The organism is Lactobacillus sp. CBA3605, from assembly GCF_002970915.1.
Classification (GTDB): Bacteria; Bacillota; Bacilli; order Lactobacillales; family Lactobacillaceae; genus Lactiplantibacillus.
In genome coordinates, this window is the sequence record NZ_CP027190.1 from 2,044,588 (window position 1) to 2,057,381 (window position 12,794).

Annotated in this window: 13 protein-coding genes; 10 read left to right on the plus strand and 3 right to left on the minus strand. The window is 43.7% G+C overall.

Annotated elements, in window-relative coordinates; all coding sequences use genetic code 11:
* Position 1: 1 nt before the first annotated feature.
* Entirely contained in the window at positions 2-820 is an 819-nt protein-coding gene (locus tag C5Z25_RS09835; RefSeq protein ID WP_105452453.1) for a DUF6681 family protein, read from the plus strand.
* 97 nt (positions 821-917) lie between these two features.
* Here C5Z25_RS09835 and C5Z25_RS09840 read toward each other — a convergent pair whose 3' ends face one another.
* Positions 918-1,541: an HAD family hydrolase gene (locus C5Z25_RS09840; RefSeq protein WP_105452454.1), complete on the minus strand. Its 624-nt coding sequence runs from the start codon at positions 1,539-1,541 to the stop codon at positions 918-920.
* Between the two features lie 430 nt (positions 1,542-1,971).
* Between C5Z25_RS09840 and C5Z25_RS09845 the strand changes: the two genes are divergently transcribed.
* The 6 genes from C5Z25_RS09845 to C5Z25_RS09870 all read left to right on the plus strand — a co-directional run bounded on the left by C5Z25_RS09845 (position 1,972) and on the right by C5Z25_RS09870 (position 7,456).
* Positions 1,972-3,171: an aminotransferase class I/II-fold pyridoxal phosphate-dependent enzyme gene (locus C5Z25_RS09845; RefSeq protein ID WP_105452455.1), complete on the plus strand. Its 1,200-nt coding sequence runs from the start codon at positions 1,972-1,974 to the stop codon at positions 3,169-3,171.
* A complete protein-coding gene (locus C5Z25_RS09850; protein ID WP_105452456.1) occupies positions 3,171-4,163 on the plus strand; it encodes a D-2-hydroxyacid dehydrogenase in 993 nt (330 codons plus the stop codon). The genes C5Z25_RS09845 and C5Z25_RS09850 overlap by 1 nt, the downstream gene beginning before the upstream one ends.
* 385 nt (positions 4,164-4,548) lie before the next feature.
* Positions 4,549-5,289, plus strand: coding sequence for an amino acid ABC transporter ATP-binding protein (locus C5Z25_RS09855; RefSeq protein ID WP_105450183.1), 741 nt, complete (start codon positions 4,549-4,551; stop codon positions 5,287-5,289).
* A gap of 20 nt (positions 5,290-5,309) precedes the next feature.
* Positions 5,310-6,146, plus strand: a complete 837-nt coding sequence (locus C5Z25_RS09860) for a glutamate ABC transporter substrate-binding protein (RefSeq protein ID WP_105452457.1) — start codon at positions 5,310-5,312, stop codon at positions 6,144-6,146.
* On the plus strand, positions 6,146-6,787 hold the full coding sequence (locus tag C5Z25_RS09865; RefSeq protein ID WP_105450018.1) for an amino acid ABC transporter permease: 642 nt from the start codon (positions 6,146-6,148) through the stop codon (positions 6,785-6,787). The genes C5Z25_RS09860 and C5Z25_RS09865 overlap by 1 nt, the downstream gene beginning before the upstream one ends.
* A 15-nt stretch (positions 6,788-6,802) precedes the next feature.
* Complete coding sequence (locus C5Z25_RS09870; protein ID WP_105452458.1) at positions 6,803-7,456, plus strand: amino acid ABC transporter permease; 654 nt, start codon at positions 6,803-6,805, stop codon at positions 7,454-7,456.
* 254 nt (positions 7,457-7,710) lie between these two features.
* On the opposite strand, the gene C5Z25_RS09875 is transcribed toward C5Z25_RS09870, so the two are convergent.
* A complete protein-coding gene (locus tag C5Z25_RS09875; RefSeq protein WP_105452459.1) occupies positions 7,711-9,039 on the minus strand; it encodes an APC family permease in 1,329 nt (442 codons plus the stop codon).
* A gap of 294 nt (positions 9,040-9,333) precedes the next feature.
* On the opposite strand from C5Z25_RS09875, the gene C5Z25_RS09880 reads away from it, so the two are divergent.
* Complete coding sequence (locus C5Z25_RS09880) at positions 9,334-10,221, plus strand: TSUP family transporter (protein WP_105452460.1); 888 nt, start codon at positions 9,334-9,336, stop codon at positions 10,219-10,221.
* 103 nt (positions 10,222-10,324) lie between these two features.
* Here C5Z25_RS09880 and hflX read toward each other — a convergent pair whose 3' ends face one another.
* A complete protein-coding gene (hflX, locus tag C5Z25_RS09885) occupies positions 10,325-11,611 on the minus strand; it encodes a GTPase HflX (protein ID WP_105450022.1) in 1,287 nt (428 codons plus the stop codon).
* A 90-nt stretch (positions 11,612-11,701) separates the two neighbouring features.
* On the opposite strand from hflX, the gene C5Z25_RS09890 reads away from it, so the two are divergent.
* Together C5Z25_RS09890 and C5Z25_RS09895 are read left to right on the plus strand one after the other, a co-directional pair.
* Positions 11,702-12,145 carry an NUDIX hydrolase gene (locus tag C5Z25_RS09890; RefSeq protein WP_105452461.1) on the plus strand — a complete coding sequence of 148 codons (444 nt, stop codon included), beginning with the start codon at positions 11,702-11,704 and terminating at the stop codon, positions 12,143-12,145.
* 135 nt (positions 12,146-12,280) lie between these two features.
* Positions 12,281-12,595: a DMT family transporter gene (locus C5Z25_RS09895; protein WP_105452462.1), complete on the plus strand. Its 315-nt coding sequence runs from the start codon at positions 12,281-12,283 to the stop codon at positions 12,593-12,595.
* Positions 12,596-12,794 lie beyond the last annotated feature (199 nt).

Below are 12,794 nucleotides of genomic sequence, written 5' to 3' on the forward strand. Positions count from 1 at the left end.
AATGTTTAGTATTTTAGATATGATTAACCACGCCTTAGGTTATGTGAATGTTAACCTTAAAATTAAAAATCAAATTTACATCGGGATTGGGATTGCTGGTAACATTTATCTGGGTTACGTGGCAATTCGCTTGATGCAAAATGGCGCTTGGTTACGAGGTGCCTTGTATCTATTGGTCTTTTTAGTGCTAATTTACTTTATCGTTTTGAACTTTATTTATTACTTTACTCAAAAACGAGCTAAGTATGACCTATCACCTAAGATCGAAAAATTATTGGGTGGTAAGCCTAAAGAAGTCCTAGCTGCTGAAAAGCAAGCCCAAAATGGGGCGCAACAACCTTATATTCCTGCTAATGGGATTTTTGATGGGCAGGAATTGTTGCCAGCTGCGGTTAAGACAACCAGCACGGAACAACACAATGTTCACCAGATTGTTGATCAATTACAGGCAACTAATGTGGTCCGGTTAGATTATGCAGGGCTGAGCGACGCTGATATCATGCAACAAGTTAAGGCGACTGGTGAGCCAGTGTATGCCATTGGTCAAGGAATTCAGATTCCGTATTCAGAATTACGTTTGGAAGACCATAAGTTGGTCATCTATGCAGGGCTCAACCAAATTGACCAGTTGCCAGTCGGGCGTATTACTCGGGTTGGCTTGACGGATGTTCATGATGCGCATGAAGATTACAAGTTATACTTGGCTTCTACGGTGATTACAGGCGGTATGGAAAAAATCGCCGGGCGCCAAGCAACGATTGAACAACCTGGTGACTATCAGATTACAGCCCAAGTAGCGTTTGAAGATCGCCAGGCCTAATTTTAAGTTGGTTAGTTTACCTAATATAATAATAATTAGGTTCTAAAAAAGCTGTATCTCAGCGGCAAGTCGTCGTGAGGTACAGCTTTTCTTGTGGTTAAAATAACTTTAAAAGATCAGTTGGTTGGTTAAAACGGTAAGTTGTTCGTTGATGGTTAGCATGAGGGTCCATCCCCCAAACAGCTAAGCCAAAATCGACGTTAGCAGCGGCGGCGGTCTGTTCATCGCTTAAAGAATCGCCGATAAAGAGGGCATCATTTGGTTGCACATCAACTTTTTTTAGGGCCGTTAATAATGGCAATGGGTCGGGCTTGCGTTTGGGGGTGTCGTCAGCGCTGATGGTGACTGCCATCCGTGACATGAAAGCATAGGACTGCATGCCAGCTTCGAGTTCTGTGCGGCGTTGCGATGTCACGATACCTAATTTTAGGTTAGCTGGCAATTGTGCCATGAGGGTGGTAATCCCAGAATAAAGGGTAATCTCATGGTAGTGTGCCGCCATCACTGCCTCGTAACGGGCTTGAAAATGGTCAAAATCCGTGGTGTCAATTCCGAGGTGTGCCATTGCTTGTTCGGCCGCCATCGGAAATGTGGCCTGAGCGTCGGTGTCGGAAAAAGGCTTTTGGTATTCTGTTAATACTTGGCGCATAACAGTCGCATAAACCGGTTGACTGTTAGTTAGGGTACCGTCAATATCAAACATTAAAGCCTGATAAGTCATATGGCATCGTCCTTTCAGTTCTAAATTAAGTTAAGTATACCAAATTTAGCGTTGACAGTGATTCTTTGGATTGTTATAGTTGGATTAATAAATGATGAGGAGTTAATGATATGTCATTACTATTGAACCACTCAAAAACTCAAACTAGTTTTTACTTTTGGTATTTTCGCTAGTGTTTGTGCCCGCAGCTTAGGTGCAAACACGAATCTGATGTTTGCATCGATGCGGCTTGCCAAGAGCTTTTTGAGGTTCAATGGCACCCATGGATGATTAAAATTCCAAGGGTGGCTAAATTAAAAAACGCTTTGATTGTTTGGCGTCGCCCTGAGAATTGGTTTCTCGAGGACGACGTTTTTTTTGTTGGCATTGAGAGGCTGGTTAATCATTCGGGAACCCCAAACCAACCAAAAATTATGGGAGGAACCAATCTATGTCAATTACAAGTAAAACCTTAGTCCAACGGATGAATCATCAACTGGACGCCATCCAACCATCTGATATTTTAGCTTTTAACGCTGAAATTGCCAATATTCCGGGAATTATTCGTTTAACACTGGGAGAACCTGATTTTAATACGCCCGAACATGTAAAAGCGGCTGCAATTAAAAGTATTAAAAATAATGAAAGTCACTATGCCCCTTCAAATGGGACGCTGGCGTTACGGACTGCGGCGGCTAATTTTTTAGCGACTAAATACGATGTGCATTACGATCCAGCCAATGAGGTCATTATCACGGCGGGGGCCACGGGTGGGATTTACACGGCTTTGAGCTCGATTTTAAATCCCGGCGATGAGGTCTTAATTCCAACACCAATTTTCCCACTATATATTGCGATAGCCAAGCTTAATGGTGCGATTCCGGTCTTCATGGATACTTCCGAAAATGACTTTGTGTTATCACCAGCCCAACTTAGTGCAACTTTAGCAGCTCATCCCAAGGCGAAAGCGGTCGTCTTGAATTTTCCATCAAATCCGACTGGGGTCACTTATCGGCAAGCTGATTTAAAGGCGCTGGCAGCAGTCTTGGCGGATAAACCCATCTTTGTACTAGCTGACGAAATTTATAGTGAGTTGACTTATGGTACGGCACACGTGTCCATTGCACATTACTTACCCGAGCAGACGATTCTCCTTAATGGCGTGTCCAAGTCGCATGCGATGACCGGCTGGCGGATTGGGATCATGTGTGCCCCTAAAGCGATTACGGCACAATTAGGAAAAATCCACCAATTTACAGTGACAACGACGACTGCTAATGCGCAAGCAGCGGCGACCGAAGCGTTGAATCATGGGCGTGATGATGGGCAAGTAATGAAAGCTGAATATCAAGCGCGGCGTGATTTCTTATTGACCAGTTTGAACCAACTAGGTTTCAAGTCGGCGAAGCCAGAAGGCGCTTTCTACCTATTCAGTAAGATTCCAGCAGGGTTGCCACAAGTTAGCATGGATTTTTGTCGGGAACTGGCGCAGGAAGCCCGAGTTGCCTTGATTCCGGGAAGTTCATTCGGCCCCGGTGGTGAAGGGTATGTGCGGATTAGTTATGCGGCTTCAATGGCTGATTTACAGACGGCGGTGCAACGAATTGGGACATATATGACGAATAAAGCAAAAAAAGTGGGGGATAACTAATGAAAATTTTAATGTATAGCGTACGTGATGACGAAGAAAGTGCAATTAAGGCATGGGCGACTAAAAATAAGGTTCAAGTGGATACTAATGAATTAGAATTTCATCCAGACACGGCTCAGTTAGTGAACGGTTACGATGGCGTTGTGATTCAACAACGCAGTGCAATTGGGGGTGATGCGACGTTTTATCAGCAACTTGTGGCTGCCGGGTTGACCCAATTAACCAGTCGCACGGCGGGAGTTGATACAATTGATCTGCCAGCTGCTAAGGCAGCCGGTTTAACAGTGACGAATGTACCGGCTTATTCGCCCAATTCAGTAGCAGAAATGGCAGTGACCCAAACGATGCGCTTGATTCGAAATCTAGAGTTATTTGATAGTCGTGTTAGTCAGCAGAATTTTCAATGGGCTGGGCTACAAGCCCGCGAGATTCGATCATTGACGGTCGGAATTATTGGTGCTGGTCGAATTGGGGGGACCGTTGCAAAGTTATTCCATGGTCTTGGGGCCAAGGTGATTGCTTATGATGTGGTTCGGCATGCAGACTTAGAACCGGTTTTGACTTATGTCGATAGTAAAGAAGCGTTGTTACGACAAGCCGACGTCGTAACGTTACATGTCGACCTTAATGCCACCTCTGAAGCCTTGATTGATGCAGCTGCGCTGAAATTAATGAAGTCAGATGCCTTCATCATTAATGCATCGCGGGGACCTGTCATTGTGACGGCGGCATTAGTGGCCGCCTTAAAGGCTGGTGAGATTGCCGGGGCGGCGTTAGATACGGTTGAAGGCGAAGCTGCTTTATTTAACCAGAATCATCAAGGTGAAGTGTTACAAGATCCGTTAATTGCCCAATTAATGCAAATGCCAAATGTTATTTTAACGCCGCATATTGGCTTTTATACGAATCTAGCCGTTCAAAACATGGTGGAGATTAGTCTGAACGATGTGGTGACCATTCTTAATGGTGGTCAAACTGAGCACGCTTGCTAAGCGTTCATTAGTATGTGAGGTTGGTCAAATAAAAGCAGTTTGATGCCGAATACTCAACGGCTCAAACTGTTTTTTTGTGCGGTTTAGTTGCTTAAGGTCTGACAGTCGGTTAGATGGGCTAACTCCGAATAATATTTACTGATGAGAACAGTTTGTTCAAGTTAGTTAGTCTGATTCGGTTATTTTAACCTAAAGTTAGCTGAAAATTAGTCACTATTTTGGTGATTGCGAACAATATTTGCTTGAATTTTGACAGATTTACTAATTATGTATTAAACTATTTAAGTAGCATTAACGAAAGATAAGAATTCTTAAACTTTTAATATTAATGCGATAATCTGAACCGTCAGTTACGAGGCTGACAGAGAAAGCGATGGTGACTGCGATGTCAATGATCGAATTTCATGACGTGGAAAAGTATTATGGTGATTTTCACGCACTTAAGCATATTAATCTAACGATTGATGAAGGTGAAAAAGTTGTCTTGATCGGACCCTCTGGTTCTGGGAAGAGTACTTTAATTCGAACAGTCAATGGATTGGAACGGGTTCAATCCGGTCAGTTACTCGTTAATGGTTATGATTTAGCGGATAAGAAAACTGATATGAACAAGATTCGCAAAAATGTGGGGATGGTTTTTCAACATTTTAATCTCTATGCGAATAAAACGGTGCTAGAAAATATTATGATCGCGCCCCGGTTGGTTTTAAAGCGGCCGGAAGCTGAAAACAAAAAATTAGCAATGGATTTATTGGACAGTGTTGGTTTAGCTGATAAGTCGAACAGCTTACCAAGCCAGCTATCTGGGGGCCAATCACAACGGATTGCAATTGCCCGTTCGTTAGCAATGAAGCCTAAGTGCTTGTTATTTGATGAACCAACTTCAGCGCTTGATCCAGAAATGATTGATGATGTTTTGAACGTTATGAAGAATGTGGCGGCTGATTCAAGTATGACCATGTTAGTAGTGACGCATGAAATGGGCTTTGCTCGTGAAGTGGCCGACCGGGTTATCTTCATGGATGCTGGTGAGATTTTGGAAGATGAACGAAAAGAAAAATTCTTTGACGGTGAACCGACTAATGAACGTGCCCGTCAATTTTTGAGCAAGATTTTGACACACTAGTCAGCCGGGGAGGGACAAGCATGAAAAAGTTAAAGCGTTTCCTGGGTGTACTGGGCATGGTCGGCGTGTTAACCCTTGTTTTAACCGCTTGTGGATCACGACAAGCCCTATCAAAACAAGATGTGTTAGCTAACGACAAAGCCAGTAATACCATTACATGGGGTGTGAAAGCCGATACAAAGTTATTTGGGTTAATGGACGTTAAAGATAGCCAGATTAAGGGCTTCGATGCAGACATTGCCACGGCAATTACGAAAAAGATTTTAGGCAAAAATGGACATGCCAAATTCGTGCAGGTGACGAGCCAAACACGAATTCCACTACTTAAAAATGGTAATATTGATGCGATTATCGCCACGATGACGATTACTGCGCAACGAGAAAAACAAGTTGATTTTAGTGACTCCTACTTTGATGCCGGGCAATCATTACTAGTTAAAAAAGGGAGCTCAATTAAGTCCGTCAAAGACTTAAATAAAACTGGGGTTAAAGTTTTGGGTGTCACTGGCGCTAATTCGGTTGAAAACATCAAAAAGTTTGCGCCGAAAGCGAAGGTGCTAGAACTTTCTGATTATGCGCAAGCCATGACTGCGCTAAAATCAGGTCAAGGGGTTGCCTTAACAACGGATAATGGGATTCTTTACGGAATGGCGTCACAAAACCCAGGCTATGAAGTAGTCGGGGGGGCCTTTACGAAGGAACCTTATGGGATTGCTATTAATAAAGGACAAGCACCATTTAAAAAGAAAGTTAATCAGGCTTTAAAAGAAATCGAAGCTGATGGGACGTACAACCGCATCTTAAAGAAGTGGTTCGGCAATGTCGCTGGCTTTGACTATAAGGAGGCGTCGCGCTAATGCTGTATATTCTAACGCACTATTGGTCAGAGTTAATTCAAGGGCTCGGCTATACCTTATTATCAAGTATCATTGCTTTGTTTTTTAGTACGATTATCGGGACCATGTTTGCGATTTTTGAAGTGCTGCCTAATCGCGCGATGCGCATCATTGGGCGGGTGTATATCGAAATTTTTCGGAATATCCCACTCTTGGTTATTGCGATGTTCTTCTACGTGATTATTCCGCTATACGTGGCTAAAATTGATGGCTTTACGGCTGGGACCATCGGCTTGACGATTTATACGTCGTCGTTTATTGCTGAAACGGTCCGTGCTGGGATCTTATCAGTTGATGGTGGTCAAATGGAAGGGGCTCGTGCTAATGGGATGTCTTATTGGCAGGCCATGCGTTATATTGTGTTACCACAAGCCTTCAAGATCGTGATTCCACCACTTGGAAACCAATTCATTAACTTAGTGAAAAACTCGTCCGTTCTTGCGTTCGTGGCTGGTTTTGATTTAATGTATCAAGGTAATTCGATTGCGTCATTATCGTTAGATACGATTAATAGTTACGTGGTCGTCGGGGTCTTCTACTTAATCATTACGTTACCATTGAGCTATTACATGCGGCACTTAGAAAAACGGTTAGCAAATTAAAGGAGGCGGCCAATTATGCAAAATTTTATTCAAGCTTATTCTTGGGTTAACCTGCGTTTCTTGCTCGAAGGCCTCTGGGTAACTGTTGAAGTGTCGTTAATCTCAATCGTTGCCAGTTTTATTATCGGGTCAGTTTTGGGTGTGTTACGTTACGTTAAAATTAAATATTTATCTGCGGTCGTGGGGTTTGTTGTCGATATTGTACGGAATCTACCATTGATTTTGATCATTTTCTTCACATACTTCGGCCTGCCACATTTAGGCTTTAAACCGGGGATTATTTTTGCGGCGGTCCTTGCCATGACGATTTTTGAATCAGCCATGCTAGCGGAAATTATCCGTTCAGGAATTTTGGCAGTCGATTATGGTCAAATGGAAGGGGCCCGGGCAAATGGGATGACTTATGTGCAAGCCCTTTGGCACGTGGTCTTCCCGCAAGCGATTAAGAAGACAATTCCAACGATTGTTAGTCAGTTTATCTCTTTGATTAAGGATACGTCACTGGCGACCATCATTGTGTTACCAGAACTTTTAAATCATGCACAAATCATCTATGGTCAAAATTCAGCGTACATTATTCCAATGTTTGTCATGATTGCATTGATGTATTTCATCATCTGTTATGCTTTGTCCGTGTTGTCACGGGTGTTGGATAAAAAATTAGCATAATCAACGAGTGCTCGTAATGCCGGCAAGCTACTGAGCATAGCCTAGCTAGTCATTTGATGCGGGCTTAGCATCGAGAGACTAGTGTAGCTAAGCGGAGGTGGCTGGCATTGCGAGCACGTTACGGCAATAAAGGTGGCTTTGATCTTAGCTAAGCAGAAGTCGCTAACATTGCAAAAGCACGTGGCTAATTTAACTATGAAAAATCAAAAAATGAGCTTGGGAGTTAACTTCAACCCAAGCCCATTTTTTTGATTTTAAAGGGTCGTTTGTCGACGTTGATAGTAATAGACAGGCAGGCCTAGCGCAACGATTAACAATGATAGTAAGACGCCGGGTAAGTCGGACCCGATTTCACTGACAATGACGAAGAGTGCCCCTAAAATGGCAATCAATGGGGTCAGCGGGAACCAAGGCGTAGAGAAGGGCCGCGGTTGGCCTGCTTGACGATGGCGCAGTAGGAAGACGCCAATGAAGGTTGCCACGTAGAAGCAATAGACTGTGAAAATACACAAGTCTGACAATCGATCTGGATTGAAGAAGAGAATCAGAATGCTGGCATAGGCTAAAATAACGGCTGTGGCGATAATTGGTTCGTGTGATTTTGGATTTAAGTAACGAAGCTGTTTGGAGAATGGGAGCTGGTGACGGTCGGCCATGGCGTAGACAATTCGTGGAAAGGTCATGATTTTACCATTCAGACAGCCAACCATGGACACGATAATCCCGATATTAAGTAACCGTCCACCGATTGTACCAAAGGCAGCTTGGGCAAAGTATAGCGTTGTTTGCTGGCCGAGTTTGTGAATGGTTTCAGCGGGGACAAAGTGTAAAATTCCATAGGTGACTAAGGTGTAAGCGACCAAAACCAGGGAGATACCTAAGATGATGGCTCGCGGCAGCATTTTTTGTGGTTCTTTGATCTCACCGCCTAAATTTGCAACTAAAATCCAGCCATCATAGGCGAACAAAGTGGCTAACACGGCGACACCAAAAGTGCCGTTACTTTGACTAACTGACTGTAAAGTTTGCCCAAAAGCAGCCTGATTGCCAAAAAACAGTCCAAAGATAATTATTGCGATAATGGGTAAGAGCTTGCCTAAAGTCGTTACCATTTGAAAGGCCGCTCCCCAGCGATTTTCAAACATGTTTAAAATACCGATTAAGATGATGACGCCAATTGAAAGCGGTGCTTGCCATTGGCTGGATAAATTAAAAAAGCCAACGAGTAAAATACCGAGGTAAGCGCCAATGGAAGCAATAATTGCCGGCCCATAGATGACGACTTGCATCCAGCCGGATAAGAAGCCCCATAGCTTACCATAGATGGCTTCCATATAGACGTAAAGGCCACCTGTGTGAGGCATTTGGGCCCCAACTTCAGCAATGGTTAGGCCAGCGGTTAACGTAATGAGGCCACCTAATAGCCAAGCTAACAGGGCATTAGTAGTAGAACCAGCACTATCTAAAACCGATGACTGTTTAAAGAAAATCCCGGAACCAATAACGGTCCCGACAACTAAGGATAATGCAGACCAAAAGCCTAACGAACGGTTAAGTTTGGTCTTGGGGTTAGCAGCTTGCATGAAATGATAGCCTCGCTTTCGTTGAACAACCAGTATAATTGAATGCATTTAGCATACCAAAAAAAAGCGATTATCGCAATTGGAAAAATGGCGAATTTACCATTTTTTAGGCTTAATTCCGAACTTATTGCATAATCATCTGAATTAAAGTTCGATAAAATCGCTTTTTAATATTTAGCTAGTTCTAAAACGTTCGTTTTTTATAATTATCCTAATGGCCAGGATGAGCTGCTGATTTTGGCAGGGCTGATGAAGTCGAGTATAATGCTAGCATATGAGAGCGAGGAACGCAGAATGGTTATTGCAATTGTGACGATCCTGACACTAACCAGTGTTGGGTTATTTGGGCTGTTAGTTGTGACGGCACACCGTCGCCAGGTTAAGTTAAATGGTCGTGAATTCGGCATTGGAGTGGGTATCGGTGCGGTGACTGACTTTTTGGACACGTTGGGGATTGGGAGCTTTGTGACGACGACGGCAATTTTTCAGGCGACCCATTATTTAAAAGATGAACGCAAATTACCAGGAACCCTGAATACAGGACATGCTATTCCAACGGCCGTTGAGGCGCTGTTCTTCGTAACGACAGTTAAGGTTGAGGCTTGGACTTTAATCAGTCTGGTCTTAGCCGCCGCGATTGGTGCGGTACTGGGAAGTGAAGTAATGGTCAAGCTCAATCAACGCCGAATTCAACTTATCATGGCTGGTGCCTTAGTAGTGACGGCCATTTTGATGGCAGCTAAGTTAGCAGGATGGATCAGTTTGTTGGGAATCGCCAATCATGCCACTAGTTTACGTGGCTGGCCATTGGCGATTGGGATTGTTGGTAACTTTATTTTGGGATTATTGATGTCTGCCGGGGTTGGTCTGTATGCTCCTTGCATGGTGATGGTGTATTTTCTAGGGTTGACGCCGATTGCTGCTTTTCCGATTATGATGTTGTCATGTGCTTTGCTCATGCCGAGTTCAGCCTTGAACTTTATTCGCCGCGACCGCGTAGATTATCGGGGATTATTTGGTATTATTTTGGGTGGCATTATCGGTGTTATTCTAGCAGCGACTGTTGTTAAATCATTATCACTGACAGCCATTAGCTGGTTGATTGTGTGTGTTAGTCTTTGGACGGCACAGTCATTATGGCGGGCGGCGGTTCGAACCCGTAGTGGGATGTCAGCGAATTAAAGTTAAGCTAAAAGGCGGCTGTGACATAACAAGCCTTTAAAAAGTGAAAATGGACGTCCAACCGAATTTTGGTTGGACGTCCATTTTTGATTGTATTGCTTGCTTAGGCTGGTGTGACTTCGTAATGTGCATACCGTTGGGCGTCAACTGGCGTTAATTCTACCGTCAATTGCGTCCCATCAGCTAAATAATCTGTTTTTAAAATATTGGCGTGGTCATTCAAATAGGCCACCACTTCACCGTCATTAAAAGGAATCAGTAAAGTTTTGGTAACAAAGTTCTTGAAAACTTGCGCCTTGATAATCTGGGTCAAAAGTTGTAGCGATTTTTCATCCTTGGCCGCATAGATGAGTTGGTCATCTTGCTGCGTGGGATAGGTCGCTTCGGTTAAGTCAGCTTTATTATAGGCGTAAATCATTGGGACATCATGCACGCCAATCGCTTTTAAGGTTGCTTCTGTGGTAGCCATCATTTCCTTATAATGCGGATCCGAATAGTCGATCACTTGAATCAGTAAGTCGGCATTGGCTGCTTCTGACAAGGTTGACCGGAAGGCATTAATTAAGTTATGTGGCAGGTTGCTAACAAAACCAACGGTATCACTTAAAAGTAATTGTTTGTTATCCGGGAAAGTTAATTGGCGAATACTGGTATCCAAAGTGGCAAATAGCATGTCTTTTTCAAAGACTTGCTTGTCATCACCTTTACCAAATAGCCGGACCAAACCGTTCATGGTCGTTGATTTACCAGCATTGGTGTAGCCAACCAGTGCAACGTTTGGGAGGTTGGCTTTATCCCGTTGGGACCGGCGAACTTCTTCGTCTTTGTTTAATTCTTTTAGTTCATGCTTGGCATGGCTAATACGATCTTGAATCGTTCGACGATTTAATTCCAGCTGGGTTTCACCAGAGCCACGGTTGGTATAACCACCGCCACCACCAGCAGCGGCCCCGGCCTGTTGGTCAAGCCGGTTGGCAATACTGGTTCGTAAGCGCGGCAATTGATATTGGAGTTGAGCGATTTTTACTTGGAGCTGGGCTTCTTTACTGCGAGCCCGATTCCCAAAAATCTCTAAAATAAGACCAGTCCGGTCGATGATTTGGAGCCCGGTTTCAGTTTCTAAGTTACGAACCTGACTAGGCGTTAAATCGGCGTTGACGACCATAACGTTTAATTCCTTGGCTTCAGCGATTTCTTTGATTTCAACTACTTTACCTTTACCGAAGTAGGTTGCGCGGTTTGGTTTTTCTAAATTCTGATCGATGCGTAAAGCAGTCTGCATGTTGTTTGCTTCAACTAAGGCTTCCAACTCAGACATGGCATAGTCATAATTGGTCATGGTTTTACCCATGCCGGCAATAATGACGGGTTGTACGATTGGTTCGGACATTCAATCACACTCCTGACGTGTTATAGTTACTTCAAGTATAACATGCCTAATCAAAATATTAGTGATTAGCGAGTTAGGGAAGTGATAAGTTTGGGTTATGTGTTAGATTTACGGCAAAAGGTGGGGCATCAGCCCTTAGTCGTGGTCGGTGCCGCCATCATGGCACAAAATGCAGCGGGACAATTGTTACTGGTGCATCGCACGGATAATCAGTGTTGGGGATTGCCGGCAGGCTCGACCGAACCGGGTGAAGCAGTCACGACAACTGCTCGTCGTGAATTACAAGAAGAAACTGGGCTTACCGTTGATAAATTAACGTTAGTGACAGTTTTTAGTGGTCCTAAAATGCACTATATTTATCCAAATGGCGATGTGATTGATAGTGTCACGGTCTTATATCGTGGTCTGGTGACGGGTGGAAAGTTAATGACGCAGACCAATGAAACAGATGCGGCCGCTTTTTTTGCCCCAACGGCGTTACCGTCACCGCTGACTCCTTTGACGGCTTGGATGTTACAGAATCTGCCGGATTGACCTTGCTGAGTAAATTTGCTATATTAAAAGGATTAATTAAACAGAACTGTCACCGGACAGCGTCGAACTAACTTCCTTAGGTCATTGTGGAAGTTAGGCGGCGCTGTCTTTTTTTAGTTGAGGAGGAAATTTAGAATGACTTGGATTTATTTAATCATTGCCGGTATTTTTGAAGTTGTGTGGGCGACGATGATGAAGTTAAGTGACGGGTTTAGTCAAATTGGCTATGCCGTTGCGACGGTCATTGGGATGATTTTAAGTTTTGGCTTTTTAGCACTAGCCACGAAACACTTGCCGTTGAGTATCGCATATCCAATCTGGACGGGAATTGGTGCAGTTGGGGCAATTTTGGTTGGTGTTGTCGTCTTTAAAGATCAAATTGCGCCGTTAACATGGGTGTTTATTGCCATGTTGGTAATTGGAATTGTCGGGATTAAGGTTACTAATTAAGAGTGTCAGCAAAGCCGGTTAGCCACCGAGTATAGCCTAGCTAGTGATTTGATGCGAGTTTAGCATCAGATGACTAGCGTAGCTAAGCGGAGGTTGCTGGCTTTGTTGGCACGTTTCAACGATCCTGGTACAAAAAACAGCCACTACCAGAAGTTTCAAAACTTCTGGTAGTGGCTGTTTGACAGCAATCATTAAGCGG

Coding starts and splice junctions, on each gene's coding strand:
- C5Z25_RS09835 (WP_105452453.1), top strand. CDS start 2: ATGTTTAGTATTTTAGATATGATTAACCACGCCTTAGGTTATGTGAAT.
- C5Z25_RS09855 (WP_105450183.1), top strand. CDS start 4,549: ATGTCAATGATCGAATTTCATGACGTGGAAAAGTATTATGGTGATTTT.
- C5Z25_RS09845 (WP_105452455.1), top strand. CDS start 1,972: ATGTCAATTACAAGTAAAACCTTAGTCCAACGGATGAATCATCAACTG.
- hflX (WP_105450022.1), bottom strand. CDS start 11,611: ATGTCCGAACCAATCGTACAACCCGTCATTATTGCCGGCATGGGTAAA.
- C5Z25_RS09875 (WP_105452459.1), bottom strand. CDS start 9,039: ATGCAAGCTGCTAACCCCAAGACCAAACTTAACCGTTCGTTAGGCTTT.
- C5Z25_RS09895 (WP_105452462.1), top strand. CDS start 12,281: ATGACTTGGATTTATTTAATCATTGCCGGTATTTTTGAAGTTGTGTGG.
- C5Z25_RS09850 (WP_105452456.1), top strand. CDS start 3,171: ATGAAAATTTTAATGTATAGCGTACGTGATGACGAAGAAAGTGCAATT.
- C5Z25_RS09860 (WP_105452457.1), top strand. CDS start 5,310: ATGAAAAAGTTAAAGCGTTTCCTGGGTGTACTGGGCATGGTCGGCGTG.
- C5Z25_RS09840 (WP_105452454.1), bottom strand. CDS start 1,541: ATGACTTATCAGGCTTTAATGTTTGATATTGACGGTACCCTAACTAAC.
- C5Z25_RS09865 (WP_105450018.1), top strand. CDS start 6,146: ATGCTGTATATTCTAACGCACTATTGGTCAGAGTTAATTCAAGGGCTC.
- C5Z25_RS09870 (WP_105452458.1), top strand. CDS start 6,803: ATGCAAAATTTTATTCAAGCTTATTCTTGGGTTAACCTGCGTTTCTTG.
- C5Z25_RS09880 (WP_105452460.1), top strand. CDS start 9,334: ATGGTTATTGCAATTGTGACGATCCTGACACTAACCAGTGTTGGGTTA.